Source organism: Paenibacillus naphthalenovorans, assembly GCF_001465255.1.
In the GTDB taxonomy this organism is placed as follows: Bacteria; Bacillota; Bacilli; order Paenibacillales; family NBRC-103111; genus Paenibacillus_G; species Paenibacillus_G naphthalenovorans.
Map to the genome: position 1 here is coordinate 5,108,571 of NZ_CP013652.1, position 25,965 is coordinate 5,134,535.

General features: G+C 47.3%; 29 protein-coding genes and 1 pseudogene. 19 read left to right on the plus strand and 11 right to left on the minus strand.

Annotation, left to right across the window (positions count from 1 at the left end; genetic code table 11):
- Nucleotides 1-47 precede the first annotated feature (47 nt).
- From IJ22_RS26950 to istA, 8 genes are all read right to left on the minus strand, one after another.
- A complete protein-coding gene (locus IJ22_RS26950; protein ID WP_335338495.1) occupies nt 48-272 on the minus strand; it encodes a tyrosine-type recombinase/integrase in 225 nt (74 codons plus the stop codon).
- The gene (locus IJ22_RS26955) at nt 206-850 is read right to left on the minus strand and encodes a site-specific integrase (RefSeq protein ID WP_250635741.1); all 645 of its coding nucleotides are present in this window, start codon (nt 848-850) and stop codon (nt 206-208) included. The genes IJ22_RS26950 and IJ22_RS26955 overlap by 67 nt, the downstream gene beginning before the upstream one ends.
- Complete coding sequence (locus IJ22_RS26910) at nt 768-1,223, minus strand: tyrosine-type recombinase/integrase (RefSeq protein ID WP_235594221.1); 456 nt, start codon at nt 1,221-1,223, stop codon at nt 768-770. The genes IJ22_RS26955 and IJ22_RS26910 overlap by 83 nt, the downstream gene beginning before the upstream one ends.
- Before the next feature lie 327 nt (nt 1,224-1,550).
- Complete coding sequence (locus tag IJ22_RS25100; protein WP_062410740.1) at nt 1,551-2,171, minus strand: tyrosine-type recombinase/integrase; 621 nt, start codon at nt 2,169-2,171, stop codon at nt 1,551-1,553.
- Between the two features lies 1 nt (nt 2,172).
- On the minus strand, nt 2,173-2,487 hold the full coding sequence (locus tag IJ22_RS25105; RefSeq protein ID WP_062410741.1) for a hypothetical protein: 315 nt from the start codon (nt 2,485-2,487) through the stop codon (nt 2,173-2,175).
- Nucleotides 2,480-3,271 carry a tyrosine-type recombinase/integrase gene (locus tag IJ22_RS25110; protein ID WP_335338496.1) on the minus strand — a complete coding sequence of 264 codons (792 nt, stop codon included), beginning with the start codon at nt 3,269-3,271 and terminating at the stop codon, nt 2,480-2,482. The genes IJ22_RS25105 and IJ22_RS25110 overlap by 8 nt, the downstream gene beginning before the upstream one ends.
- A gap of 9 nt (nt 3,272-3,280) precedes the next feature.
- A complete protein-coding gene (istB, locus tag IJ22_RS25115) occupies nt 3,281-4,030 on the minus strand; it encodes an IS21-like element helper ATPase IstB (protein WP_062410743.1) in 750 nt (249 codons plus the stop codon).
- Nucleotides 4,027-5,589 carry an IS21 family transposase gene (istA, locus tag IJ22_RS25120; protein ID WP_145862571.1) on the minus strand — a complete coding sequence of 521 codons (1,563 nt, stop codon included), beginning with the start codon at nt 5,587-5,589 and terminating at the stop codon, nt 4,027-4,029. The genes istB and istA overlap by 4 nt, the downstream gene beginning before the upstream one ends.
- 1,267 nt (nt 5,590-6,856) lie before the next feature.
- Between istA and IJ22_RS27250 the strand changes: the two are divergent.
- The 8 genes and pseudogenes from IJ22_RS27250 to IJ22_RS25150 all read left to right on the plus strand — a co-directional run.
- Nucleotides 6,857-6,934, plus strand: a pseudogene (locus IJ22_RS27250) (hypothetical protein); the annotation flags it as partial.
- Nucleotides 6,935-7,027: 93 nt separating this feature from the next.
- Nucleotides 7,028-7,558 (plus strand): effector binding domain-containing protein, encoded by a 531-nt coding sequence (locus tag IJ22_RS25125; RefSeq protein ID WP_062410745.1) that lies wholly within the window; start codon nt 7,028-7,030, stop codon nt 7,556-7,558.
- Nucleotides 7,555-7,803, plus strand: coding sequence for a DUF6508 domain-containing protein (locus tag IJ22_RS27255; protein WP_418007068.1), 249 nt, complete (start codon nt 7,555-7,557; stop codon nt 7,801-7,803). Before IJ22_RS25125 ends, IJ22_RS27255 begins: the two co-directional genes overlap by 4 nt.
- Before the next feature lie 600 nt (nt 7,804-8,403).
- Nucleotides 8,404-9,489 carry a sugar ABC transporter substrate-binding protein gene (locus IJ22_RS25130; protein WP_054820077.1) on the plus strand — a complete coding sequence of 362 codons (1,086 nt, stop codon included), beginning with the start codon at nt 8,404-8,406 and terminating at the stop codon, nt 9,487-9,489.
- Between the two features lie 11 nt (nt 9,490-9,500).
- Entirely contained in the window at nt 9,501-10,607 is a 1,107-nt protein-coding gene (locus IJ22_RS25135) for a sugar ABC transporter substrate-binding protein (protein WP_062410746.1), read from the plus strand.
- Nucleotides 10,608-10,685: 78 nt separating this feature from the next.
- The gene (locus tag IJ22_RS25140; protein WP_062410747.1) at nt 10,686-12,188 is read left to right on the plus strand and encodes a sugar ABC transporter ATP-binding protein; all 1,503 of its coding nucleotides are present in this window, start codon (nt 10,686-10,688) and stop codon (nt 12,186-12,188) included.
- Complete coding sequence (locus IJ22_RS25145) at nt 12,189-13,196, plus strand: ABC transporter permease (protein WP_062410748.1); 1,008 nt, start codon at nt 12,189-12,191, stop codon at nt 13,194-13,196.
- Nucleotides 13,189-14,193, plus strand: a complete 1,005-nt coding sequence (locus IJ22_RS25150) for an ABC transporter permease (RefSeq protein ID WP_062410749.1) — start codon at nt 13,189-13,191, stop codon at nt 14,191-14,193. The genes IJ22_RS25145 and IJ22_RS25150 overlap by 8 nt, the downstream gene beginning before the upstream one ends.
- Nucleotides 14,194-14,394: 201 nt before the next feature.
- On the opposite strand, the gene IJ22_RS26460 is transcribed toward IJ22_RS25150, so the two are convergent.
- Nucleotides 14,395-14,550 carry a hypothetical protein gene (locus tag IJ22_RS26460; protein ID WP_160327415.1) on the minus strand — a complete coding sequence of 52 codons (156 nt, stop codon included), beginning with the start codon at nt 14,548-14,550 and terminating at the stop codon, nt 14,395-14,397.
- A gap of 299 nt (nt 14,551-14,849) precedes the next feature.
- Here IJ22_RS26460 and IJ22_RS26465 point away from each other — a divergent pair, with 299 nt between their 5' ends.
- Together IJ22_RS26465 and IJ22_RS25160 are read left to right on the plus strand one after the other, a co-directional pair.
- The gene (locus tag IJ22_RS26465) at nt 14,850-15,101 is read left to right on the plus strand and encodes a hypothetical protein (protein ID WP_160327416.1); all 252 of its coding nucleotides are present in this window, start codon (nt 14,850-14,852) and stop codon (nt 15,099-15,101) included.
- Nucleotides 15,098-15,538 (plus strand): NAD-binding protein, encoded by a 441-nt coding sequence (locus IJ22_RS25160; RefSeq protein ID WP_062410751.1) that lies wholly within the window; start codon nt 15,098-15,100, stop codon nt 15,536-15,538. Before IJ22_RS26465 ends, IJ22_RS25160 begins: the two co-directional genes overlap by 4 nt.
- 41 nt (nt 15,539-15,579) lie before the next feature.
- Here IJ22_RS25160 and IJ22_RS25165 read toward each other — a convergent pair whose 3' ends face one another.
- Together IJ22_RS25165 and IJ22_RS25170 are read right to left on the minus strand one after the other, a co-directional pair.
- Nucleotides 15,580-16,260 (minus strand): LrgB family protein, encoded by a 681-nt coding sequence (locus IJ22_RS25165; RefSeq protein ID WP_062410752.1) that lies wholly within the window; start codon nt 16,258-16,260, stop codon nt 15,580-15,582.
- The gene (locus IJ22_RS25170) at nt 16,257-16,628 is read right to left on the minus strand and encodes a CidA/LrgA family protein (protein ID WP_062410753.1); all 372 of its coding nucleotides are present in this window, start codon (nt 16,626-16,628) and stop codon (nt 16,257-16,259) included. The genes IJ22_RS25165 and IJ22_RS25170 overlap by 4 nt, the downstream gene beginning before the upstream one ends.
- Before the next feature lie 120 nt (nt 16,629-16,748).
- On the opposite strand from IJ22_RS25170, the gene IJ22_RS25175 reads away from it, so the two are divergent.
- The 9 genes from IJ22_RS25175 to IJ22_RS25215 all read left to right on the plus strand — a co-directional run bounded on the left by IJ22_RS25175 (nt 16,749) and on the right by IJ22_RS25215 (nt 25,851).
- Complete coding sequence (locus IJ22_RS25175) at nt 16,749-17,636, plus strand: LysR family transcriptional regulator (RefSeq protein ID WP_062410754.1); 888 nt, start codon at nt 16,749-16,751, stop codon at nt 17,634-17,636.
- Nucleotides 17,637-17,684: 48 nt separating this feature from the next.
- Complete coding sequence (locus IJ22_RS25180) at nt 17,685-18,689, plus strand: zinc-binding dehydrogenase (RefSeq protein ID WP_062410755.1); 1,005 nt, start codon at nt 17,685-17,687, stop codon at nt 18,687-18,689.
- Between the two features lie 185 nt (nt 18,690-18,874).
- The gene (locus tag IJ22_RS26915; protein ID WP_054818421.1) at nt 18,875-19,066 is read left to right on the plus strand and encodes a hypothetical protein; all 192 of its coding nucleotides are present in this window, start codon (nt 18,875-18,877) and stop codon (nt 19,064-19,066) included.
- A gap of 64 nt (nt 19,067-19,130) precedes the next feature.
- The gene (locus IJ22_RS25190) at nt 19,131-19,847 is read left to right on the plus strand and encodes an iron-sulfur cluster assembly protein (RefSeq protein WP_235594222.1); all 717 of its coding nucleotides are present in this window, start codon (nt 19,131-19,133) and stop codon (nt 19,845-19,847) included.
- An 85-nt stretch (nt 19,848-19,932) separates the two neighbouring features.
- Nucleotides 19,933-20,505: a DJ-1/PfpI family protein gene (locus tag IJ22_RS25195; protein WP_062411149.1), complete on the plus strand. Its 573-nt coding sequence runs from the start codon at nt 19,933-19,935 to the stop codon at nt 20,503-20,505.
- 109 nt (nt 20,506-20,614) lie between these two features.
- Entirely contained in the window at nt 20,615-21,769 is a 1,155-nt protein-coding gene (locus IJ22_RS25200; protein WP_235594223.1) for a CdaR family transcriptional regulator, read from the plus strand.
- A 54-nt stretch (nt 21,770-21,823) separates the two neighbouring features.
- Nucleotides 21,824-23,263, plus strand: coding sequence for a glycolate oxidase subunit GlcD (gene glcD / locus IJ22_RS25205; RefSeq protein WP_306274613.1), 1,440 nt, complete (start codon nt 21,824-21,826; stop codon nt 23,261-23,263).
- Nucleotides 23,260-24,591 carry a (Fe-S)-binding protein gene (locus IJ22_RS25210; RefSeq protein WP_062410757.1) on the plus strand — a complete coding sequence of 444 codons (1,332 nt, stop codon included), beginning with the start codon at nt 23,260-23,262 and terminating at the stop codon, nt 24,589-24,591. The genes glcD and IJ22_RS25210 overlap by 4 nt, the downstream gene beginning before the upstream one ends.
- Before the next feature lie 219 nt (nt 24,592-24,810).
- Nucleotides 24,811-25,851: an amidohydrolase family protein gene (locus tag IJ22_RS25215; protein ID WP_062410758.1), complete on the plus strand. Its 1,041-nt coding sequence runs from the start codon at nt 24,811-24,813 to the stop codon at nt 25,849-25,851.
- Nucleotides 25,852-25,965: the final 114 nt, after the last annotated feature.

Consider the following 25,965-nt stretch of genomic DNA (forward strand, 5'->3'; position numbering starts at 1 on the left):
AGAACATAAAATGACGCCAGGAGTATTGATCCTGAGCGTCATTGCAGTTATCCGGATGCTTTTTTTGTTAATAATAACGACTCGAACTTATCAGCAGCAGCCTTATCGGCTGACCGAAGAGCGTGACCATATATGTTCATTGTTGTGGTAATGCTTCCGTGACCTAGTCGTTCCGATATGATCTTCGCGTGGACTCCCTGGTTAATCAAAATTGTAGCCGAGGTGTGCCGCAGGTCATGAAACCGGATATACCTAAATCCATTTTTCTTGATGAATTGCCGAAACCAAAGATAGGCCCCTCATGATGGAAAGGTTGCCCATCGGGATGGGAGAAGATGAAGAACCATTCACCGCCTCGCCATTTGTCACCCATTTCATTACGTTCACTTAGGCGATAAGCGTAGTATTGTTTCAACTCTTCAAGCATTGAATTTGGTAAAGCAACTTTCCGATTAGAATTTTTTGTTTTGGGCTGCTTTACGATTATATCTCCTTTTAAGGCGTGAATCATACTTTGTGAGACTTCAATTACTCCGTTGTCCCAATCGACATGCTTCCATTCAAGTCCAAGCAATTCACTGCGACGTAGACCGGTAGTAAGTGCCAAAGTAATCATGACTCTCCAGTGATACGGTTCTTTCTCAAGAGCTTGAAGCATCTGCTCAACTTCCGTTTCGTCATAAGGGATGACTTCTTTGTAGACGACCTTTGGTTTTTGCACATCCGCAGCAGGATTACGCTTAATTACTCGCCATTCAACGGCACGATTAAAGATGTTTTTTAGTATGCGATGCTGATATTGAATGGTTCCCGAAGCTAATGCACCTCTTTTTTTTATCGCCGCGGGCACCTTCTTTCTCAAGTTTGCTTAGAAAGTCAACGATATGAAGTGGCTTGATATCCTCTAAACGAAGATTCTTAAAGGCAGGGAGGATTCGGTTCTTCAGATTCGATTCGTATGTATACAATGTCTTATGCCCTAGATGTTTAACAGCATATTTTTCGCGCCATTCTTCAACAAAGGCACCGAAAGTCATTTTTTGAGGTGCGATATATTCGCCGGCTTCAACTTCTTGGCGAAACTTTGCATATTCGCTCTCAGCTTCGCGTTTGGTTCGACAGTGGATTGTTTTGGTGCGCCTGATATATTTTCCATCATGGCCTTTACCGATATTCACAGTTAAGAACCAAGAGTTTTCACCACGTTTTTGGATGTTAGCCATGTTTGCAATTTACTCCTTTACTAGGATTTATATCGTCCATAACAGGATTGAATTGGTTTAAATTTCTGACTACATTTTCCCATTAAGTTCATACATAAAACCTCAGTAAGCGTGTCCGATTACGGACAAGAAAAAAAGCCCATGTCGTTTTGACGTGGGACTACAATCAATTCAATTGTAGGATTTGAGTCGATCGAAAAAACAAGCGATCACTCGAGGATTTCGAGGATCGCTTGTTTTCAGTGATCACGCTTAGTCACTTGATTATTTTACCCAAAAACAACGGTGTTAAACACCAGGATTGAGATCAGAGGCAAATTTGCTGCCTTATTCTAACTCTACACTTACAAGTATCTCTGCTAATTCCTTGAGAGGAGGAGTATATCGCAGCGTCGTTGCTAGTATTTTATGGCCTAACTGTTTTTGTACTTCGATGATGTGCATGCCTCCGGTTTGTATTAAGTAAGCAGCTGTACGCCTTAAATCATGGGGGGTAACCGTTCTTGTGATACCAGCATTTTTGCAAAGGTTTCGTATGACCTTCCCCAAAGAATTTGCCGAATGTGCTTTGCCTTGATTGCTAAATAAAAACTCATTTCCGTTATTTTCAGTCGTGAGGTATATCGGATGCTGTGTGAAACGTTGTATTTCTTCCGCTAGAGCAGGAGTAAGGTAGGCGACCCGGCTTGCATTTTTTTGTCCTTCATTAACGAGAATTCTCTTGGAATCGAGGTTGATTTTCGATCTGCGTAACATCCTGACTTCAGAATTACGTAAACCGGTTACGATCATGAACCAGAACAAGAGGAATTCATATCGGTAGAAGGGATCCTTTTTTAAGGCGAAATACAGCACCTCCATACACTCGTCTTTTGTTAGTGCGGTATTTTTCACGGGACGGTAATAGTATGGATTAGGATAATCCTGCATGGGGTGAGAGCGGATCATTTCAGCTCCATAAAGGAACCCAAAAAAAACTTTTTAACGAAACAATCGCATTGTAAAGCACATACGTGGATGCACCGCAATCATCCCGTAAGTAACCGATAAACTTATCAATGACGATTTCTCGAATGGGGAGGAACTTTCCGGGTTCTTTGCGACTCCCGTGAAACTCGTCAAAATTCAGTTTACCTTCGTAACCTTGAAGCTCCAAAAAGGTTTCGAATTTTCGCAGAACGCGAATCACGTTTCCCTTATGTGTAATGGGAACATGCTCAACCCAAAATGAAAAGTAGTTGGAATCCATGATTAAGTTAGCCATACAAAGCAACTCCAAAAATTTCGCTTGGTTTTAATTGTCCTAACGGATGCTTATCAATTGCTTCTACCAACATATGGTCGAACATATCTAAATACACTTCGGTGGAACTTAACCACTGATGTCTCATCAGTCCGTTGATTTTATAAATGTTAACTCCAGACTCTAGTAAATAGAGTGCGAAGGAATGGCGAAGTGAGTGAACAGATAACCGGTAGGTTGCTTTGTCTGCATCACTGATAGTTTTTGCCTCAGCAATTAGATTTGTCATCATTTTTTGAATTGTGTTATCGTGCAGGGGAGTCACTCCTTTGTCATCGGAGAAAATGTACAATGCTTTATAGCAAGGTTTATCTGCTAATGCAGAATACCTGAATTGTACATAAAAACGAAGAATTTCTAGCGCAGACTTAGTGATCTTAGTTGGTTGTTTAAAATCCTTATTTCCTTTGCCGCGAACTAAAAGTTCTTGTCTTTCTGGATTAATGTCTCCAATCTGTAACCTATACAATTCGTTTAAACGGATCCCCGTTCCAAGAAACGTCCATAGAATGGTGAAATTACGGTGCGCTTCACGCCCCAGCTTCACGAGCATAAGCAATTCATCAATTTGGTGCTTCTCAAAAGCCCTAGGATGGTTTCGATTTTTATCTGGTTTAACCTTTAATGCCGGCTTCAGTCTATCAATCCCATCCTCGAAGAAGTGGCCAAGCGTTTCCTTTAGGAAACTGCGAAGAAAGGCAGTGTAACCGTCAAGTCCATTTGAACATTTTTCGATAAATAAGATTGAACACTTTTAGCTGAAAATCGTTTGCCGATGTTTAAGACGATAACTGTCACCTTGCAGTTGAATAATTTCACTCTTGTGTAGGATGCGGTCTAGGATTGCCGTTGTAATTGCTGGATCACCAAGCAGCTCTGCCCATTCCTCGGGCCCCTTGTTCGACGTAAGGATGATGGAGGTTTGGCCGTAGAGCTTGTTGACGAATTGAAAGAATAAGTTTGCTTCGATCCGATCCATTGCCATAAACATAAGATCATCCATGATCACAAGGTCAGATCGGTAAATCCGCTTCATTTTGTATTGGGAGGCCCTTGAAATGGCCTCCGTTTTTAGCACTTGAACCAGTGCGTCCATGGTCACAAAGCTAACCTTATAACCCTTCTTTAGGGCCTCCACGGCAAGGCCAATCGCAAGATGTGTCTTCCCGACGCCTGGTGGACCAAGGAAGATGAGGTTGTAGTTTTGTTCCAACCAGAGTAATTCTCGCAGTTGGCTGAGTTGCCGTTTGCTAAGCGACTGCTGTTCTTCGAGTCGGAACTCCTCCAACGTTTTGATCTCCGGCAAAAGTGCCCATCGGTATCGCTTGGCAAGTTGTTTCTCCTCGCGGCGGTTCAGTTCGTGCCGTAGAAGCTGCCCGAGAAACTGACGACATGTCCACTCCTTGGATTCTGCGTCCATCAGGGTCTGTTCAATGACTTGCGCGGCCTCGGTTAAGTTTAGATTGCGTAAGGCCTGTCTAAGCTCAAACGTTGCTTCACTCATCGCTGTCCTCCTGAAAGAATTGCCTTGTAGGCGGAAAAATCCCGAACTCGAGGCTTTACCTGCCGCTTCTTCGTATCGGTGTCCATAAGCGGTTTGACAGGGGGCTGGGAAACGGATGTCTGCTGCTGTGGCCGCTTGTAGTGTTCTACGGCATCTGCAAAATCCGTCGCCCGGTATAACCGATGCTTCACGCAGTAATGAAGTGCCTTCTCCATCGCTTTGGAATCCGCCCCTTCCAATGCCCGCCCAATGAGCTGCAGTTGGTCACGGATATACCTTGGCTTTCGTTTGTAGATCTCATGGAGAAAGGGCACGGCCGTCTCTGGAACAGGGAATGCTTCGGCTACCGTCTGGATGTAAGCGGCTATTCTCTTGGTTCGATCCCGTTTGTGGTTCGTGTTTTGAATCAGTTTTCCACTGCCGGACCCAAGCGGATGTTCCGCCAGAACCTGGCCAGTCTCCACGTCGTAAATTTTCAATTGGCTAGCTTCGGTTACCTGAATGCCCACTCGTTTATCTGTACCGTCATAGGTTCCCAAAGGGACGGAGTAGCGGTTTCCTTCATACCAAATGGTGTTGTCCTTCCGAACGGTCCTTGTTATACTTGATGGTAACGGGTTTATTTTTGTGTGGACCGGGCGGAGGTGCTCCCTTTCAAGAGCAAACACTTCGGCCGGTATTTTTTTCGTTGTATAATGCATCGAGGCATTTCCTGTGCGATGAAGCCAGGCAACACAGTCTTCGTTCAATTTATCTACGTGGCTGAACAGGCGATGACGTGCGAAATTTCTTTTTACATACTTCACGACATTTTCAATCCGGCCCTTACTTTCAGGATCTTGCTTCCGGCACATCCGGATTTGGAAACCTCGCTCCTTCACATACCCCGCAAATTCATGAGTGAGCAGGAGATCTCCATGATTTTCACTGGTCAAAAGCAAATGATCCTGATCATAGACAAGTTCCTTCGGAAATCCACCGAAGAAGGAAAACGCATCTTCGTGCATCTGAATGACGTCCTTCGTGGTGAACGGGCGGTCCTGCCACTGAACATATTTATATCTCGAATGAGACAACACAAAGGCGATGAACCAAAGTCGAACCAGATTTCCTTGCGGGTTGCGAAGCTTCGTCTCTCCAAAGTCTACCTGAGTTTGGTGGCCCATAGGAGGATCTTCTACCGCTTCGTACTGCCTGATCTGCATCGTTTTCGGAATGCCATGCTTGCTCCGAAGCTCTCGCACATAATTCCTTACCGTACCTTCAGAGATATTTCCCACCTGATACCGTTCTTTAAGCCAATCTTGTACTTGTGCAGCAGAGAGATCGGGGTACTCCCGCAACCACTCTACAATGGTTTTTTCATAACCATCCAGCTTCTTTTTCCTGCTCTCTAGCTGTTCCAGATACTCACTGAACTGATCGGGATTCATCTCGATAAACTTGTACACCGTATTTCTGGATAGCTCCAATCTTCTGGCAATTTGGGTAATCTTTAATCCTTCTTGCTTCATCCGTTGAATGGAGAAGTACATATGCCACCTCTCTAAACGTCTCATACTCTTCCTCACCATTGATGTTTTATCTACCAAAATGATACGAGGTCGAGTATGGGGGGTAAAGAGTGTTCATTCTTATTTGTCGTTTTCTGTTGATTTTATTTTACCGGTTACAATTGTTGTTTTTCTGCTTACTATGATCCTATTATCTGGGTTAATCTCACTGCTAATTCATTGGACAAAGAAACATACCTTCTCTTTACATTTGGATCGCGCTCACTTGCTTTTTCTTGGTGTTCATATGTTTTATAGGTCCTTGGGAATTAATGTTTATTGTCTCTATATCAATTGTTGTTTCCTTCTATTTCATTGGGATGATGATTTGTCGCCTGTTGAAAGGTCAATATCGTCAGTCAAGTAAGTTATCAAAGATAATGACATTAGTGCTGTCATCTTTATCATTAGCCTGTATTCTTTTTGGTGGTTATTGGTTATTTAATAGTGGTGATAGCGAATTGCCAATATTATATAGACTGAAGACTATGAAAACAACGGAACAGTATTCTCTTCCATTGGCTAATCCGTCTGTACCGGGTTCTTATCAAGTCAAGACATTAACGTACGGAAGTGCCAACAGCTATCGAAAGGAATTCAATGCTGAAAATTCACTGATTACGAAGCCAGTGGATGGCTCGTCATTTGTGGAAAATTGGTCCTCAATCCGCACTAAAACATTTGGATTCGGGTCGGATCAAATGCCGCTTAACGGGACAGTATGGTATCCCGATGGAAAAGGAACGTTCCCCTTAGTCATCGTTGTTCATGGTAATCATCTAGCCACAGACTACTCACATCCGGATATGCTTATTTAGGTGAATTGCTAGCCAGCAAAGGTTATATTTTTATATCGATTGATGAAAACTTTCTGAATACTTCGCCGTATGATGACTTATTCATGTTGAAAGTATTAAAAATGAAAATCCAGCCCGCGGTTGGCTTATTTTAGAGCACTTAAAGGTATGGGAGGAATGGAATAACACAAGGGACAATCTATTTTTTAACCTCATCACCTGAAAATGGCAATATCAAATTCAATTATAACTTTGGCATTCGCTCCATATTTCTATTGCAGGCACTAGGTAGAAGATACCCGCGGCAACATAAGTGGGGATGAAATTGATTATGAAGAAATTACAAAAATTGTGTCTGCACCCGTCGCTTTATTCCAAAGAATATTTGTTTTTGTTTCAGGAGTTACCATTTCAGAATATGTAAGAAAACGTAGATTAACACTAGCAGGGTTTGATTTAAAAAAGGTGAGGATTCTATTATTGATATAGCGTTTAAGTATGGTTTTCATTCGCACTCTGTTTTTTCGCGAGCATTCAAAGAACATCATGGGATCACACCTTCGGAAGCAAAACTAATCAATTCAAAACTCAATGAGTATCACCCAATGAATTATCTTGAAATGAGATTTACAGGAGGCGAAAGAATCATGGCAAAATTAAAGAAAATCGTGTATAAGGAATTCGACGAACGTCTAATGGTTGGAGTTCATTATAACACTTCATTTTTTGAGTCTGGAAACACATGGAAATCATTTTTTGAAAGCGATAAGATTGACTATTTAAAAAATTTATCTGAATTTACTTATTGTGAGGATATTGATGAAAATGATGGTATCGGAATGATGTTTAATTTTCAAGATACAAATGCTTTCGAATTAATATTAGGAGATTTTATGAGGGTAAATACACCGGTTCCCCATGAGCTGTACAAAAAACATATTCCAAGCGGAACGGTGGCTTGTATCCAAATTGAGGGAAATAACATCGCAGAAATTGTTGACTCGGCCTTCTTGTTGATTACAGAAGCCATTGAAAAAACTGATCAAGAAATTGATTTTGAACAGTTTTATTGGTGTGAGATATATACAAAAGAACGATATTCCATTCCACTAAGTCATGGTGAAAAGGTAGTTATTGATTATATTTTGCCAGTAAAATCGGAATTATTCGCCATGTGAAGCGACCTTTGCGGCTAGTTATAAACCTTCGAAGCGATGTCGGTTCAAACTTTCAACCAGATCCATTGTGTTCATTCTGTAATCCCCAGACAGTTATCGATGAAGCTGATTTGGATACGATTAGAAAGCTTTTCACTACGATCATCAGAGCAGATCGATTTAATGCCGGAACGTATGCATTGATGATTGATAACGCAACCCTGAATTTATTTGGGAAGAAATGCTTAAGGATTACCACTGGATGATGAGTGGGATGCCTTTTATCGCGACGAACTAAAAATGACTAAAGAGGAAAACTGGGAGCGGATTTTTGATTATCAATTGTTGAAACAATCGCCTTGGTGAAATGACGAGCCGCAAGAGGTTACAAAGGAAGACAACATGATTTAATATTTTGTTGGAGGTTAGAAAATTTTGATATTGACATTCTTTGAAATATAAAGGGATATTTGCTCTACAATTGTTAAGGTTGAGTAGTTTAAATTCTAAATAGACAACAAAATGAGGATTCAGGTTGCATAACCATCATTTTTGTGAAAATCGCTTGTTGTTTTAAAGAAGTTACTAGTTATAATAATAAATAATTCACATAATAAATAAATTGGAATATTTGAAAATAATTGGGTGAGCAGTAGATTGATAACGTTTCGAATTGCCAGCGACCGGAGAACTGGAGCTATTTTCATTGGGAGCCATTACGATTTTGGCGAGCAAAGGATGGCTCTTTTCTTTTCATTACGCAGTAAGGGATGTGATGCAAGGATGAAGTAGGGTAAGCCGCGCCTTTAAACTCACTAAATCTATATTAATAGTATGAATTATAAAGAAGAAAGCGGTGGATTCACATGAAAAGCAAGAAAATACTGGTTATATTTTCATTGATTTTAATGATTTTGCTTAGTTCCGCGTGCTCGGTAGATAATTCGGCCGCCGGCACCGAGACATCTACGCCATCGGGCCAAAACGACCAGGAAAATACTGCGAAGGATGCGCAAACGACCTCATTCAAGGATTCAGGCTTAAAGGGCGTTGTTGATGGGCTGCCTGTGCCGTCGCTTGAAGGGAAAAAGATCGGTATTGCCGTTGTTGGAACGGACCATAACTTCGATCGGCAAGCTTACCAGGGTCAAATTGACCGTGTTAAGGAGCTTGGGGGAACCCCGATTGCAGTAGATGGGGAACGCAACGATCAGAAAGCGATTGCGGATATTGAAAATCTGATTATCCAGAAGCCCGATGCGATAATCAAGCAGCTCGGGGATACGAAAGTATTTGCCCCGACGCTAAAAAAGGTCGTGGATGCGAAAATCCCTTTATTTACGGTTGACCATCCCAGCGAGTACAGCATTACCAACCATCTGTCGGATAATTATTATATCGGCGAGGTGTTGGCGCGTACTATTTTTGAAAATATGGGCGGCGAAGGAAAAGTTGCTGTGTTTAACGGATTCTACGGGGTTCGGGTTGTAGCCATTCGTTATGATATGTTGAAATATGTCGCCAGAGATTACCCGAAGATTGAGTTTATAGAACCGGAATTGCAGGATGTTATCCCTGGCACGATAGAGGATGCCCGTAAGAAAGTTCAGGATCTTCTTGTCAAATATCCTGAAAAGAGCGGGCTGAAGGCCATTTGGGCCGGCTGGGACATCCCGAGCATTGGCGCTTCCCAGGCGGTAGATGCGGCGGGCCGCAAGGATATCAAGGTTTATGGCGTAGATGGAGATCCGGCTGCCATCGATCTGCTTGCCGATCCTAACACTTCCTTTGCGGCTGATGTAGCTCAGGAGCCTTATAAGATCGGACAGTCCGCCGTCGATTCCGCAGCGCGCTATTTGGCCGGACTGCAGGTGCCTAAGTCGGTATATGTGGAACCGCTTCTGGTTACGAAAGAAAACGCTGAACAAGCCAAGAAGATTCTGTTCAAATAGGTGGTGTTAACATGAAAAACAAGAAGACACTGGTTATATTTTCGTTGATTTTCTTGATTTTGTTTGGTTCCGCGTGCACGGTAAATGATTCAACCGTCGGCAACGCGACATCTGATCCATCCAACCCTACCGAACAGGACCAAGCCGCCCATAGCGATGATTCGCAGAAGCCCGCAGATGCAATCCAGATTAAGGACTCCGGCTTAAAGGGCGTTGTGGATGGTCTGCCTGTGCCGTCGCTGGAAGGCAAAACCATTGGCATATCGGTTATAGGAACGCAGGACAACAACGACAGACAAGCTTTTCAGGGGCAGATTGACCGTGTTAAGGAGCTTGGGGGAACCCCCATTGCGGTAGACGGGGAACGTAATGACCAGAAAACCATTGCTGATATCGAAAATTTGATTACGCAAAAGCCGGATGCGATTATCAAGTACCTTGGAGATACGAAAGTGTTCACTAATGTGCTGAAAAAGGTAAAGGATGCCAAAATCCCTTTGTTTACGATTGACCATCCGAGTGAATATAGTAACACAAACCATATGTCGGATAATTATTATATGGGTGAAGCCTTGGCCCGTCAATTATTCGAAGACATCGGCGGAGAAGGAAAAGTGGCTGTTTTTAACGGTTTTTATGGGGTGCAGGCTTGCCGGATCCGCTACGATCTGTTGAAATATGTCGCTCAAGATTATCCGAAGGTCCAGTTTATTGAACCTGAATTACAGGACGTTATCCCTGGAACCATTGAAGATGCCCGCAAGAAGATTCAGGATCTGCTGCTCAAGTATCCGCAGAAGGGCGATCTGAGGGCGGTCTGGGCATGCTGGGACATTCCGGGAATTGGCGCTGCACAGGCCATCGATGCGGCAGGCCGTAAGGACATCAAGGTGTATGGCGCAGATGGGGAACCGGCTGCACTGGATCTGGTCGCTGACCCGAGCAGCTCTTTTACAGCCATTGCGGCGCAGGAGCCATACAAGGTCGGTCAAGCGGCTGTTGATACGGCGGCCCGTTTTTTGGCGGGACAGGCTGTACCGAAAACGGTATATCTGGATGCTTTCATAGTTACCAAAGAGAATGTGGCAGAGGCGAGAAAGAAGCTGGAGCCTAAGTAACCAGCCTTATTCCAAAGGGCAGGGGAATTTGCTGTCCTTTGAATGATTCCCATGCGTAAAGGAGCGAGAAACAGGTCTATGAGTGAAGCATACATCTTACAGATGCTGGGCATTCAAAAAGAGTTTCCTGGAGTTAAAGCGCTCCAGCATGTTGATTTTGAGCTTCGTCATGGTGAAATTCATGGCCTTGTTGGAGAGAACGGAGCGGGGAAGTCCACATTGATGAAAATATTGGCCGGGATTTACAGTCAAGACAGAGGAGAGATCCGGTTTCAAGGGCAACCGTTGGAACGGCTGACGCCGAAGCTGGTAGAGAGGCTGGGCATCCACTTTATTCATCAAGAGCGGTATATTGTCCCTTATCTCACGGTGGCGGAATCTTTATTTCTGGGTATCGAGCCTTCCATCACGCCAATAAAATGGATGAAACGGCGATCGCTTGAGAAAGAGGCCGAAGCTCATCTGAAAGAGAAGGTGGGCTTATCGATTGCTGGCCATCGGCTGATCGGCGAACTGACGGTAGGCGAGCAGCAGTTGATTCAGGTTTGCCGTGCCCTGCTTCATCAACCGAAAATTATTGTGTTTGACGAGCCTACAGCGGTGCTGGCGAAACGCGAGGCCGATCGATTGTTTGAAATGATCCGCGATCTGAAGGAAAGAGGCATCGGGATTATTTATATCTCGCACTATTTGGGTGAAATTGTTCAAATTTGCGACCGGATCACGGTTTTTCGAAATGGAGCCAAAATCAATACGGTGGATACGAAGGGACTATCTATCGAGGATATTGTTTATATGATGGTGGGTCGGCGTTTAGAGGAGCAGTTTCCCGAGAAACACTTGGTCTCGGGCCATACCTTGTTGAATGTGAAAGGCTTAACTCACGAAACACAATTTCGCAATATCGATTTGCAAGTCCGCAGCGGTGAAGTTGTCGGCGTCACGGGATTAATGGGATCGGGGCATTCCAGCCTCGGACAGGCTCTATTCGATGGCGTCGGCCTGGTGGGCGGCCATATTGAAATTGAAGGCCGCCACATGGCCGGCATCAATCCGGAGCGGGCGGTATCTGCAGGCATCGGGTATTTGCCTGAAGATCGGCGCAGACAGGGGATTGTGCAAAATATGTCGGTTCGAGAAAATATCACACTCGCAAGTCTCAAAAAAATAAGTAAAGCGGGCGTCATTCGATTAAAACAGGAGTTTCGGAAAGCTGCCGAGCTCATCGAGCGGCTGGAAATTCGCACGCCGAATCAGGAAGCATCCGTGAATTATTTAAGCGGCGGCAATCAGCAGAAGGTCGTGCTGTCCAAATGGCTGAGCAGCGGGGCTAAATTGTACATTATGAACCAGCCTACGGCTGCGGTAGATGTAGGCGCCAAGGTGGAGATTTACTCGTTGATCAGCAGCTTGGTCAAGCAAGGGGCCGGCGTGCTTTTGGTCACTCAGGATTTGCAGGAACTGATAGGCCTGAGCAACAGAATTCTGGTCATGTACCGCGGAGAAATCATTCGTGAGCTGGATGGAAGTGACGTGACATCGGATGAGTTGATGCTCAGCTTGATGGGAGGAGGAACCTGAATGATTCCGGTAATCCGAAGGAGTAGCGGTACGAGTACGATTTCTTCAATTTCTTCATTTGTATTTAGGTATAGCGGTTATTTTACCTTTGTTCTTGTGGCCTTGTATTTTTCCGTTCGCTCCCCTGCTTTTTTGACGTTGAAGAATGTGCTGAATATTTTGCTTCAATCCAGTGCTTTGGGGATTATTGCCTGCGGCATGACAGCCGTTATTATCGGCGGCGGCAACCATGTCATTCGAGGGGGCATTGATTTATCACTGGGGAATAATCTCGCTCTCAATGCTGCCATTACAGCAGCGTTAATTAGTCACGGGTATTCGTTATGGGCGGCCGCCGGAGCAGCGCTTTTATCCAGTGTGGTTGTAGGGGTTATCAATGCGTTTGCGATAGTCAAACTGAAATTTATCCCGCTGTTGGGCACTCTTTCGGTTATGTATATATTACAAGGCGTGCAGCTGCTTATTACGAATAATAAAGTGATCAGCATATCCGAACCAACGTTGAATTTGATAGCGAACGGCGCCTTCCTGCACATACCGGTGCCGGTATGGATGTTTCTGATCGTAGGGGCGATGGCGTATGTGCTGTTCAATCATACCGTGTTCGGCAACTGGGTATACGCCGTCGGAGGAAATCCGGAAGCTGCCAGAGCGGCTGGTGTCCATGTCAATCTGACATTGGCTTTAACTTATATTATAGCCTCCATCACGGCGTTCATCGCCAGCTTAATTATTGTGGCCCGCTTATCGGGTACCGTAACCGGTATTGGAGATATCATGCTGTTGGATATCCTGCTGGCCGGGTTAATGAGCGCTGTCTTCAGCAAATTATCTGTGCCTAATATGACAGGCGCGGTTCTTAGCGCGCTGTTTGTGGGGATGTTGTCCAACGGATTTACATTAATCAATGTTCCCACGTACTGGGTATTTGCGATTAAAGGCGCATTAATACTTGTGGCTGTTGCGATTACCACAACACAGCAAAGGAGGGTGAAGCCGCATGTCTAGGACGGCAGACAGAGATTTTATGCGGTATAGCACACTAGTGGCTTTACTTGCGGTCATCGTCACATTTTCAATCAATTCTCCGTCGTTTCTATCCTTCAGCAATCTTTCCAATATTTTAAGCCAGTCTGCCGTGCTTGCTTTAGTTGCCGTAGGCTTATGCTTTGTGATTGCTTCCGGGGGGATTGATTTATCGATTGCCGTTTCATTTGATATCGGAGCGATGGTTGCTGTCATGCTGCTGAAAGCGGGCTTTGGTTGGCTGCCTGCCATAACGATCGCGTTAGCTGCGGGAGTCCTGGTAGGCTTGTTTAACAGCTTGTTGATTGTCAGAGTAAGATTGTCGCCTTTTCTGGTCACCTTGGGAACGTTATTCATCGGTGAAAGCATAGAGAAAATTTTTACCCGAGGCGGGGAACCCGTCTATTTCCCGGGAATGAGCGAAGTGGTCAAGTTTTTGGGACGCGGCAGCGTATTTGTGTTTACCGGAGAGGATGGCGGGCGAATCGATATTAAGTTTTCAATCATCATCGCCATTGCTGCTGCGATTGGGGCTCATTTCCTGCTTAACAGAACGGTCTTCGGCCGTCATCTCTATGCGCTGGGAGACCAGAAGGAGGCTGCCGTACTCTCCGGCGTGCCTGTAAACAAGTATACCGTTTACGCTTTTGTATTGAGCGGTGTGATCTGCTCCTTTGCCGGTATCATCGGTTCTTCCGTGTTAACGTCATTCGTTCCCTTGAGCGGCCGATATTACTTATTGGATGCGATAGGTGCAGTATTTATAGGCAGTGCACTAAACCGTCAGGGCCATGCCAACATCCCGGGGACATTGATCGGCGTGCTGTTTTTTGGCGTGGTATCCAATGGACTTAATTTATCGGGCATTAATTTTTACTGGCAAAGCGTAGCACGCGGCGTTCTAATCTTCCTTATCTTGTCTTGGGATTCTTTGGCTAAGAAGAGAAGGATAAGTTCTAGCAAGAGCAGATACGCATGATTTTAGGGGCGAGCCTAATGAAAGGCTGCGCCCCTTGTTTTAGTGGAGTTTGGAAGTTGTTGTAACTGATTTCGATTCTAAATATTTTGATTTACAAAAAAATATTATGGAAGTTTGAGTACACCTTTTTTCATTTAATGCCTAAATTAGAAGTTATCCTTCGATAAAATACGCGCAGTTTTCTCTATATTTATGATATCATTATTTGCCAAGACCATTGCCTACACCATGATCCATCACATTTCTGGATATGTTCTGGAACGATTGGAGTCGCATTTGCAGCATTGCTCTCAAACAATGGACGAGACTGTCACGAAGCCGTTTGCGGAATTGATCGAGATGGTCCGCTCCTGGCATTGGGAATTCTCTTCCTCTCTCCCCCACGACTGCTCACTGAACGGACTTTGGTTTGACGGGGGCTCGACGATGTATGTACCATTACTTCGGCCTGGCCTCGAACATGAAGTCACCACTGAATAAGAAGGATTTGATCCCGAAACGAGTATAACAAGGGCTATGATTTCTATAAGGGCCTCTACCCCAATTTCAATATGGATTATTATAAATTTTATCGAATTATGGATGCGAAAATAACCCGTAAAGACGGTGTATTCGAGCCCCCCTCCCGGCTAATGGCGACATTCTTGGAGGACTGGGTGAACGGGAGAATTACCCCTTCACCATGCAATACTCCCGCCGTGACGTTAAGGGAGGAGTCGTACTACGGGCTTACCGTGAAAATACGATGGCCCGGCTACAGATTCGTCCGTCAATTCGTTCCAGGCAAGCAGCCGAATTTCGGCGAAATGGGCTTCTGCCATTACGTAACAGACTACGAATATACATACTATTTCTACAAAACAGCCGACGTCTTCTACGCGGCCAATGGGCGATTCCCTTCGGTGTGAGTGAGCTCATCATTGCCTTCCTCAACTACCGGGGAGGCTTCTTATTCCAGTTCGATCCGGCTGGGGATACGATCGCTTTTCCTTCCCCCCGAAGCTGGGGCTTCGCAGATACGTTCCTGAAATTGCATGCGAATGCGGTGCAGGACGCCTATCCGCTCATCGCAAGCGCCATCGGGGAAGCGGCTGCCGCAGAGCTTCGCGCTTTTGCCAAGTTGCTCGAAGCGAAAGCGGCCAAATTGCTGGAGGAGGATTTCAGTACGCAATTTTCCGTGGGTTTAATGAACAAGGACTTGGCTTTATCCAGGCAATTGGCTGCTGAATTGAAGGTCCCGGCCTTGATGCTGGCGCAGGCAAAGGAGTTGTTTGTAATGGGGATGAACCGGGGATATCAAGATGAGGATGTTTCCGCGATGCTGAAACTGTACAGCCATTTTTAATTTGGCGGGTACCTTGGGCTCACGACCATAGGCCCCGTCCTTTACCGAAGCCACCAAATGATCCATGGCGCGACGCATAACGTGATGAATGCGGTCAGTATCATCGACACGACCGCGATGGAGCCGGAGACGGGACTATACTCTATCGCTTGCCGGATGCCGGCCGAGTGAGCGCTGGTTCCCAGGAGGATGCCGCGGGAGACGGGACTTTGAACATGGAACCACTTGATGATCAACGGACCGACGAGGATGCCAAGCAATCCGGTCATCAAGGTAGCAAGCGCGGTGACGGACGGAATGCCTCCGGTCATGCGGGTGACGGCAAGGGCGATGGGTGTCGTGGCGGAGTGCGGCGCAAGGCTGGAGACGAGCTCCGCATGTAAGCCGAACAGATGGGCGAGCCCGGCCGATGTTACGACGGCGGCGACGGAGCCGCAGCTGACGCTTGCGACGATGACATAAGCATGGTTTCGGAGCACGTCGAGATGCTTGTATAAGATGACGGCGAGCGCGATAGTAGCGGGCTCCATCATGCCGGTGAGCCATGCGCCTCCTTTGTTGTAGCTTTCAAAGGGCACGCCTGCGGCTTCAACGAGCGCGATGACGACGACCGGCGTAACCAGCAGTGGAGTCAAATACACCTTGGGAAACAGGATATACATGCGTTTGGACACCCAGTAAACCGCAACGGTGCAGCACAGCCAAAAGATCGCTCCCATCATTGGACCTGTCTCTCTTTCCGGGCGGACAGCCGCTGACCGACGAGGGCGCTGCAAAACATGACGGCGAGCACGCTAAGGATGATGATGCCGACGATGGCGATACCGTGATCCGCAAGCAAGCTTTTATAATTGATGATGCCTACGAAGGCGGGAATAAAAAACAGCAGCATTTCGGCAAGCAGCCATCTGGAGCCCAATTCGATCCACTCCAGGCGAATGACCCTGCTTTTCAGAAGCGCAAACAACAGCACGATCCCTACAATACTGCCCGGCACCGGGAAGCCGGACCATTGTACGATGGCGTCCGCTATTTTGGCAATCAGAACAAAAAACAATACCTGTACACCTGTAAGCAACCATGACTTCATGGACCGCACCCCTTCCGTCGTTGTTTAAAGTGAGTATACAAAGCGGGGTTCCATATGTAAAATGAATTTATAGAATTCAATTCATTCCATTTATTTATGGTTGTATGAGGGGGAATGCCGATGGAGCTGCGCCACTTGCAGTACATCGCAGAAATCGTGCGGTGCAGCAGCTTTACCAAAGCCGCGGAAAATCTAAATGTGACACAACCGACCATAAGCAAAATGATCCAAAATCTGGAGAATGAATTGAACGCAGACATTTTTGTCCGGAACGGAAGACAAATCCAATTGACGGATGTAGGCGAAGCGATCTTGAAATATTCCGGACCGATTCTGCAGATGTTCGAAAATTTAAAAACGGAAATCAATGACCTGACCTTCCTGAACAAAGGCAGCATTCGCATCGGTTTGCCGCCCATGGCGGGATCGAGCTTCTTCCCGGACGTGATTAAAAAATTTCAGGACCGTTATCCGGGGATCACGATGAAGATGGTGGAGGATGGCGCAAGAAAAATCGAGGAAAGCATCGAAGAAGGCTTGCTGGACGCAGGAATTTTGCTGCTGCCGGTCAATCAGGCGGTGTTCGATTGGTTTCCGATTTTTAATGATTGGCTCAAGGTCGTGATGCATCCCGCACATCCGTTAGCGGATCGGGAGCAAATCGAACTGGCCGAACTGGAGCAGGAACGGTTTATATTATTTAACAGCAATTTTACCCTGCATGATCGGATCAAGAATGCATGCCGTTCGGCGGGCTTCGTCCCCCGCATCGTATCCGAAAGCTCCCAATGGGATTTAATTCGGGAGATGGTAAGAGCCGATCTGGGCATTGCGTTTCTGCCGGACACCATCTGCCGCTTGTTGGATCCGGATAAAGTAAAAGCGATCCCGTTGGTACCTGAAATTCCGTGGCAGCCCGTGATGGCCTGGAGACGGAAGGGATATCAATCGTTGGCCGCAAGAGAATGGATCGCTTTCACAAAACAAATTTTTTCCGATTCTACTTGATTTTGCCAACTATTTTTGTAAATATAAGATTCATAAAGGAGTGATAGAATGAAGGCGATTGTACATGCAGGGAAGAGCGGATTGGACGGCTTATCCGTTCAGGAGATGGAAGAGCCGCAGCCTGGGGCGGGAGAGGTAAGGGTCAAATTAAGAACGGCGGGAATGAATCACCGGGATCTTTTTGTCCTCGAACGCCATAAGCCGACGGATCCGCCTGTCATTATGGGTTCGGACGGGGCCGGTGTCATCGATGCCGTCGGCGAAGGCGTAACGCACGTCCAAGTAGGAGACGAGGTGATTATTAATCCAAGTCTTGGATGGAAGGAGAACAGCGAAGCGCCTCCCGCGGGTTATGAAATTCTGGGGTTTCCCAAACACGGCACTTTTGCGGAAAAGGTCATTGTGCCTGGCGATAATGCCATCCTTAAACCCCGTTATTTAACTTGGGAGGAAGCCGGCGTGCTGTCTTTGGCGGCGCTCACAGCGTATCGCGCATTGTTTACGAGGGCTCGCATCCGGCCCGGCATGAAGGTGCTGATCCCGGGCATCGGCGGCGGTGCCGCTACGTTTCTTCTTCAGTTTGCCAAAGCGGCGGGTGCTACCGTATATGTAACCTCCCGATCGAAGGAGAAATGCAGGAAAGCCCTGGAATACGGCGCCGACCGCGCGATCGACAGTCATGACGATTGGGGCACGGCGCTTGACGGAGCAAAGGTGGATGTCGCCATTGAAAGCGTCGGCGCGGCTACATTTCATAAGTCGCTTGAACGGCTGCGTCCGGGAGGCACCATAGTCACGTTCGGCGCTTCCACGGGAGATGTCGTTCCATTCAATTTGCGCGACTTCTTCTATGGCCAGTATAATTTGTTGGGGACGACGATGGGAAGCGGGGAAGAGTATCTGGAGATGCTCCAATTTATTGAAACCCATCAAATCAAACCCGTGCTGGACCAAATGATGCCGTTGGAGCAATATGCGCAGGCGTTCGAACGGATGGAGCGCGCGGCACAGCTGGGCAAAATCGGGTTTTATGTCGGCTCCGGCGGCCATTAGATCGGGGCGGCCCCGATCTTTTTTTGTATGAACATACAAAAAATATAGCCCGTTATGCGGAATGTTGTTATATAAAAAACCATTTCTTTCTTCGCATCGAGACGGTATACTTCAAATCACAGTCATTTTTGTAAGCGTTTCCCTTTGTCGAATTCACTCTTTTTGAAAATCAAGGAGGAATGACCATGTACCGCTTACCGAACGGAGAGGAAATTTTCATCATTGACGGGCATATTGCCTTGTGGGACGGCAGCAAAGAGAACCGGTTGAACATTCAAGGAGAGCAGTTCAGTGAAGAAGAAAAACCTTGGGGAAAAATGCGGCAAGATTGTACAATATCGACATTGAAAGCCGCCACTGCGAACTGGCGATGGTGATCGCCGATGCCAATAAAATCGCGTACGCTTCTTTACGGCAGAACGTTGACAGGAGGTGCATGGGATGTTGCTGGCCAAGGAACAGCAGGTATACAAGCAGCTCGATCAGGTATATGACCCGGAGCTTGATCAACCCTTAACGGAATTGGGGTTTATCGATCATACGAAAATCGACGGTAATCAAGTGCAGGTCGTATTCCGTTTACCGACCTATTGGTGCTCGCCAAACTTCGCATTCATTATGGCGGAGGATATCCGGACCTCTATTTCCCAATTGGAATGGGTCCGGGAGGTCAAAGTGAATTTGATCGACCACTGTGCTTCCGATGAAATCAATCAAGGGGTTTCGAAGGGGAAGCGCTTCAGCGAATCGACCAGCCGGTTTGGAGCGTCCGACGGGGAGCTTGACGAGCTGCGGAGAACGTTTCAAATCAAAGCGTTCTATGCCCGGGAGGAAAAGCTGATCAAGCATTTATTGGCTCAGGGTTTGTCGAAAGAAGCGATCATTGCCATGACCTTGGAGCAGCTGCATCAGCTCCCGCTCACAGAAGAGGGGCAGAACATGCGATCCAGATATGTAGAGAAGAAGGCGCAGCTCAACCACGCCGGGTTTTGGGCCTTTACCACTCCCGAAGGAGAGGCTTTAACGCCGGAAGGGTTTGCGGATTACCTGCTGGGCGCCAAAAGAACAAGATTGAGCATGGAGTTTAACGGCCATTATTGCCGCGGTCTGTTAGAGGCCCGCTACGATTTGGAGGCCACGGTCACGGAAGGGACATAAGCAGCGCAGCTCCCATTGCTGTCGGGAATGTTCATAACATTCTTGATCATATATTAAACAAACTCAAAAAGGATCGGTGATGAAGATGAGTAAAAAGGTGCTTATCCTGACTGGTGATGCTGTAGATTGTCTGGAAGTTTTCTATCCTTACTATCGCTGTCTGGAGGAGCAAATCGATGTGACAATTGCTTCGCCTACGAAAAAGAAGCTTCAAACGGTTTGTCACGATTTCCTTCCGCAGATGGAAACCTTCACCGAGTTGACCGCATATAGAATCGATTCGCATGCTTCTGTCGACGATATTAACCCGGCGGATTTCGACGCGCTGATTATCCCCGGCGGACGCGCCCCGGAATATATCCGCATGAACCCAAAAGTGCAGGAAATTACGGCCCACTTCCTCCAGGAAAACAAGCCGATGGGCGTCATATGCCACGGTCAGCTGGTGTTGACGACCGTGCGCGAGCATATCCAGGGCCGTTCGATGACCGCTTACACTTGCTGCCGTCCTGAAGTGGAAGCGGCGGGAGCCCATTATGTCGAGAAGATGCTTGTCGTTGACGGCAACCTGGTAACGGGGCATGCATGGCCGGATCTGCCGGGCTTTATGAGAGAATTCTTCCATCTGTTGAATGCGGATAAGAAAGTAGCGGTGTAATCGGTGTTCGGGCAGCTGGTTACACGTAGTTGATGCCTTGGAACCAGTGCGCTCCGGCTTAATACCGGAGCGCGCTGGTTTTTCCTGTTTATCACTTTTAGAAAGCTTGGTGATTCGTCTGCAATTACTACCGGAATTAGCCAAAAAAATCATCCATGAAGTGGAATCGGCCATGACCGAGCATCTGATCGTTGTCAACGGTCAGGGGATCATTATCGCCTCGACGGACAAAAACCGGATCGGTTCATTTCATGAGGGTGCGACGCTTGTCATGAAGTCCGGACATAGGCTGCATATTACCGAAAGGGATGCCAAGCGGCTAAAAGGAGTGAAGCCGGGAATCAATCTGCCGATTTACTACAACAAGAAGGTGATTGGCGTCATTGGTATCACAGGTACTCCCTCGGTTGTTGAACCCTACGCGGAGCTGCTGCGAAGAATGACGGAGCTCATTATTAGAGAAGCCCTGCAGAAAGAGAAGGAAGAGCGGGAAACAAGGGGGCTCGAATCCTTTTTTTACGAGTGGATTCATATCCAGGACGTGGATCAGGAGTTTATCAATCGCGGCCAAATCCTGGGGGTTTCCGTTGAGATTCCGTACATTTGCGTCCTTTTCCAGGTGGATGTCAACCACCGCGACGAGGTGCTTCGGGAAGCGCAATCGCTGATGGCCGACTTTTTTCTAAGAAATTTTGAACGCGATCCGACCGATTTTTTCATTCGCTGGGGCAACGGAAAATTCATTCTGATTAAAGATGCCAAAAATCAAAATGCGCCCAAAATGCTTTCCCGGGAATTGACCAAATGGCATCAATATTTTAAAAAGCATTACGGGATTAATTTGGCCGTCGGCGTGGGCAAGACCATCGAACCCTTCAAAATGAACCATACGTACAACGAAGCGAAGAAGGCGTTGAAGGTGGCGCAAAAGCATCATGAGATCGTTTATTACGAGGATTTGCTGCTGGATATCGTGTTGGAGGAGATCAGCGTAAAAACAAAGCATGAGTTCATCAACCGGATTTTATCGGAAATCCAATCGGATCAAGAGCTTCTGGAGACAATCCGCGTTTATTATAAAAAGCAATTGTCCATTAAAGATAGCGCGGATGCGCTTCATATTCACATTAATACGCTGCACTACCGGCTCAACCAGATCAAGGAGCTTACAGGCATCAACCCCAAATGCCCGGAAGGCATTACGTTATTTTTAATTGCGCTCTCCTTATTGAAATTAGATAATCATCCAATAAATGAGGATTGATATTAAGGATCTTTGTATTTTCGCACATGGTTATTTAAAAGGGCTCTTCCTATAATGGTGATAACGAAAGGAGGACTTCTTGTGATTCCACCAGCAATAAGAAGCCAGCTTATAGAAATTGTCGGAAGCGCCCGGTATCATGACTCGAATGAAGCGAGATTGTCCTATTCGTATGATGCGACGCCGAACTTTCAGGCGCTTCCCGACGCCGTCATCATGCCCAAGAGCAAAGAAGAAATCCAGGCGGTTTTAAAAATATGCAATGAGCATGGAATCCCGATTGTACCCAGAGGCTCCGGCACCAATTTAAGCGCCGGTACATGCCCGACCCAGGGCGGCATTGTTCTTGTGTTCAATCATATGAACCGGATTTTGGAAATTGACGAAGAGAATTTAACCGTTACGGTGCAGCCGGGCGTCATTACGAAGCAATTAATTGAAGCCGTGGAGGCCAGGGGGTTGTTTTATCCCCCGGACCCCAGCTCGATGAAAATCTCAACCATCGGCGGCAACATTAATGAATGCTCGGGAGGGCTTCGGGGTTTAAAATACGGTGTCACCAAGGACTATGTCCTTGGGCTGGAAATCGTTCTGCCGAATGGAGATTGCATTCGAACGGGCGGGAAATCGCCCAAGGATGTGGCGGGATACGATCTAACAAAGCTGTTTGTCGGCTCCGAGGGGACGCTGGGCGTCATAACGGAAGCCACGCTAAAGCTCATTCCCATCCCGGAAACGAAAAAAACGATGCTGGCGCTTTTCGAAGATCTCGACGCAGCGGCCAGAACGGTATCGGCGATTATTTCAAACCGGATTATCCCGGCCACGCTCGAATTTCTGGATCAGCCTACGTGTAAAGTCGTTGAGGATTTCGCAAAGGTCGGTTTACCGACCGATGTGAATGCGGTGCTGCTCATTGAGCAGGATGGGCCGTTGGAGGTCGTGGAACGGGACATGGAACAAATCGCCCGAATTTGCAAGGAAGGGCATGCGGTATCCGTGAAAATCGCCCAATCGAAGGCGGAAGCCGAAGCATTAAGCACGGCCAGGCGATCCGCGTTATCTGCGCTCGCGCGGTTGAGGCCTACGACGATTCTGGAGGATGCGACGGTCCCTCGGTCGAAAATTAGCGAAATGGTGCGTGCCATTAATCAGATTGCAGAAAAGTACAATGTAACGATTTGTACCTTCGGTCATGCCGGTGACGGAAACCTGCACCCCACCTGTTTGACGGATGGAAGAAACAAGGAAGAGATGCACCTCGTTGAAAAAGCGTTCGAAGAAATTTTCCGGAAGGCGATCGAGCTAGGAGGTACCATTACCGGAGAGCACGGCGTTGGCGAGATGAAGCGGCCTTATTTATCGTTAAAGGTTGGAGAGGAAGGCGTAGCGGCGATGAAAGCCGTCAAACAAGCCTTTGATCCGAACGGAATCATGAATCCCGGCAAAATGTTCGCAAAAGACGCCCGCAAAAGAGTGGTGATGACCAGATGAACCGGCAGGTGCAGAGTGAGATTCGACAGGGCTTCAAAGAACAGCTGGATTACAACGAGCTAATGAATTGCATGAGATGCGGCTTCTGCCTTCCGACCTGTCCGACTTATGGCCAAACCGATCAATATGAAGCGGCGTCTCCGCGCGGCCGGATCGCTCTCATGAAGGGGGTCGTCGACGGGGTCATTGAACCGGACGAAGATGTGGAGAAGCAGCTGAATCTTTGCCTCGGCTGCCGGGCTTGTGAGCCGGTTTGTCCGTCCGGCGTGAAATACGGCCATCTGCTTGAGGAAGCTCGGGATGTGATTCAGCAAAAGAAAAAGCATAAAATGCACGCGAAGGTGATGATGGGGCTTGTGTTTAAACAATTGTTTCCGCACAAAGACCGGATCAAGCGACTGCATTATTTCCTTAGGTTCTATCAAAAGAGCGGTCTGCAGCGCATCGTTCAAAAAAGCAAATTGCTGCATATCCTGCCCGGGAACATTGCGGAGCTTGAGCGAACGATACCGCCCATCGCAAGCGCCGGCGCGTTGAACAACCGTCCTGCCTATCTTCCTGCCGAAGGGCAAGCAAAGAAGAAGGTCGCTTTTTTCTCAGGTTGTCTTATGGATACGATGTTCATGGAAACCAACGATGCCACGATGAAGCTGCTTCAAAAGGCAGGCTGCGACATTGTGATTCCTTCCGGCCAGGGATGCTGCGGCGCCTTGCACGCACACGGCGGAGAGAAAGAGATGGCCAAGCGGTTAGCCAAGGCCAACATCGAGGCCTTCGAATCGCTGGACGCGGACTATATCGTCCTGAATGCAGGCGGATGCGGTGCCTTATTGGTTGAATACGATCACTTGCTGAGGGATGAAGAGGAATGGAGAGAGCGAGCCAAAGCATTCGCCGGCAAAGTAAGGGATTTCTCCGAAATTCTTGTTGAGCTTCAATTTGCCGAAAGGGAACTTTCGCTGCCGGAACAAGTGATTACGTATCAGGATTCCTGCCATCTGCGGAATGTCATGGGTACAGCCAGTGCCCCGCGGACATTGCTGGCCTCGATTAAAGGCGTTCAATATCGTGAGATGGAAGAGGCCGATCATTGCTGCGGATCTGCGGGGGTCTACAATATTACGGAGAAAGAAATGTCGATGCAAATCTTGGACTATAAAATGGAAAAGGTGAACAAAGTACGTGCGCAAACGATCGTGACGGCCAATCCGGGCTGCCTGCTGCAGATGCGGCTGGGCATTATTCGGGAGGGTGCGGAGGAGAGAATGAGAGCCGTGCATCTGGCCGACCTGCTGCTGGAAGCGGTGAACGGCCAAGGCGTTTCCTGATGGTTCTTCCTACAGAAATGATCCGACGTTTGGTATCGTTTTTTATATAGATATACATTTTATTCGGTTCCGGCAATGACTATACTTGAAGTAAGCATTGGGAACGGAACATCATGCGCTCCATGAGTTTTAGTGGGAGGACGGTTGGGGGCATGATGTCTTCGATCTATGTTGTAAGCGTTTCCCTGTGCTTGTGATACCTTTCAAGGAGGAATGACCATGTACCGCTTACCGAACGGAGAGGAAATTTTCATCATTGACGGGCATATTGCATTGTGGGACGGCAGCAAAGAGAACCAGTTGAACGTTCAAGGAGAGCAGTTCATCCATTGCTTTTACGATTATCACAAAAAAATGACCCCGAAGGAGTATTTGTGGCCGAAGGACAAATTCCTGAAATACGATGCCGGCACGCTGATCGATGATGTGTTTGTCAAAGGCTACAGCGACATGGCCATCTTTCAGCCGGTCTATTTGAAGGAGTTTTACAAGAACGGCTTCGGCGATCCGGACATCAACGATGCGCTTGCGCGGCAGTATCCGGGCCGGTTCATCTGTAACGGAACGTTCGATCCGCGCCATGGAGCGCGCGGCCTGGAGCAGCTCGAGAAGGATCATGAGAAATACCGGTGGCCCGGTGTCAAGCTGTACACGGCCGACTGGTATAAGGGCTCGAAAGGATATAAATTAACGGACGACTGGTCTTATCGCTACCTGGAGAAATGCGTCGAGCTCGGGATCAAGAACATTCACGTACACAAAGGGCCGACGATCATTCCGCTGAACCGCGATGCGTTCGACGTTGCCGATATCGACGATGTGGCCAGCGCGTTCCAGGATTTGAATTTCATCGTCGAGCACGTCGGGCTTCCGCGGCTGGAGGATTTCTGCTGGATTGCGACGCAGGAGAAGAACGTATACGGCGGCTTGGCGATTGTCATGCCTTTCATCCATACGCGTCCCCGCTATTTTGCGGAAATCATCAGCGAGCTGCTGTACTGGATCGGCGAAGACCGGATCCTGTTCGGAAGCGACTATGCGATATGGGAGCCGGGCTGGATGATCGAGAAGTTCATCGCGATGGAGCTGCCGGAAGATATTCAGAAGGAAACCGGCGTAACGCTCGATTTGAATGTGAAGAAGAAAATCCTCGGAGAAAATGCGGCAAATTTGTACAACATCGACATCGAGAGCCAGAAGGAAAAACTGCGCCACTGCGAACTGGCGAAGGTGATAGCCGACGCCAATAAAATCGCGTAAGCCTTTTGGTTTCACGGATGATATGCCGGCTTGATCGGGAACGGCCGCAGTATGGGCAGGCATGTGGATTGGCTTGGGCATCATGTGGGGTTTGGGGACAATATATGGCTGGAA

Bases quoted from the DNA above. Each gene is read 5' to 3' on its own strand.
- IJ22_RS25135 (WP_062410746.1), top strand. From the start codon at position 9,501: ATGAAAAACAAGAAGACACTGGTTATATTTTCGTTGATTTTCTTGATT.
- IJ22_RS25170 (WP_062410753.1), bottom strand. From the start codon at position 16,628: ATGAAGTCATGGTTGCTTACAGGTGTACAGGTATTGTTTTTTGTTCTG.
- IJ22_RS25150 (WP_062410749.1), top strand. From the start codon at position 13,189: ATGTCTAGGACGGCAGACAGAGATTTTATGCGGTATAGCACACTAGTG.
- IJ22_RS25130 (WP_054820077.1), top strand. From the start codon at position 8,404: ATGAAAAGCAAGAAAATACTGGTTATATTTTCATTGATTTTAATGATT.
- IJ22_RS25210 (WP_062410757.1), top strand. From the start codon at position 23,260: ATGAACCGGCAGGTGCAGAGTGAGATTCGACAGGGCTTCAAAGAACAG.
- IJ22_RS25165 (WP_062410752.1), bottom strand. From the start codon at position 16,260: ATGATGGGAGCGATCTTTTGGCTGTGCTGCACCGTTGCGGTTTACTGG.
- istA (WP_145862571.1), bottom strand. From the start codon at position 5,589: ATGAGACGTTTAGAGAGGTGGCATATGTACTTCTCCATTCAACGGATG.
- IJ22_RS26910 (WP_235594221.1), bottom strand. From the start codon at position 1,223: ATGGCTAACATCCAAAAACGTGGTGAAAACTCTTGGTTCTTAACTGTG.
- IJ22_RS26460 (WP_160327415.1), bottom strand. From the start codon at position 14,550: ATGCCAGGAGCGGACCATCTCGATCAATTCCGCAAACGGCTTCGTGAC.
- IJ22_RS25100 (WP_062410740.1), bottom strand. From the start codon at position 2,171: ATGATCCGCTCTCACCCCATGCAGGATTATCCTAATCCATACTATTAC.
- istB (WP_062410743.1), bottom strand. From the start codon at position 4,030: ATGAGTGAAGCAACGTTTGAGCTTAGACAGGCCTTACGCAATCTAAAC.
- IJ22_RS25175 (WP_062410754.1), top strand. From the start codon at position 16,749: ATGGAGCTGCGCCACTTGCAGTACATCGCAGAAATCGTGCGGTGCAGC.
- IJ22_RS25125 (WP_062410745.1), top strand. From the start codon at position 7,028: ATGGCAAAATTAAAGAAAATCGTGTATAAGGAATTCGACGAACGTCTA.
- IJ22_RS26915 (WP_054818421.1), top strand. From the start codon at position 18,875: ATGTACCGCTTACCGAACGGAGAGGAAATTTTCATCATTGACGGGCAT.
- IJ22_RS25215 (WP_062410758.1), top strand. From the start codon at position 24,811: ATGTACCGCTTACCGAACGGAGAGGAAATTTTCATCATTGACGGGCAT.
- IJ22_RS25195 (WP_062411149.1), top strand. From the start codon at position 19,933: ATGAGTAAAAAGGTGCTTATCCTGACTGGTGATGCTGTAGATTGTCTG.
- IJ22_RS25180 (WP_062410755.1), top strand. From the start codon at position 17,685: ATGAAGGCGATTGTACATGCAGGGAAGAGCGGATTGGACGGCTTATCC.
- IJ22_RS25145 (WP_062410748.1), top strand. From the start codon at position 12,189: ATGATTCCGGTAATCCGAAGGAGTAGCGGTACGAGTACGATTTCTTCA.
- glcD (WP_306274613.1), top strand. From the start codon at position 21,824: ATGGTGATAACGAAAGGAGGACTTCTTGTGATTCCACCAGCAATAAGA.
- IJ22_RS25140 (WP_062410747.1), top strand. From the start codon at position 10,686: ATGAGTGAAGCATACATCTTACAGATGCTGGGCATTCAAAAAGAGTTT.
- IJ22_RS25190 (WP_235594222.1), top strand. From the start codon at position 19,131: ATGTTGCTGGCCAAGGAACAGCAGGTATACAAGCAGCTCGATCAGGTA.
- IJ22_RS25105 (WP_062410741.1), bottom strand. From the start codon at position 2,487: ATGGCTAACTTAATCATGGATTCCAACTACTTTTCATTTTGGGTTGAG.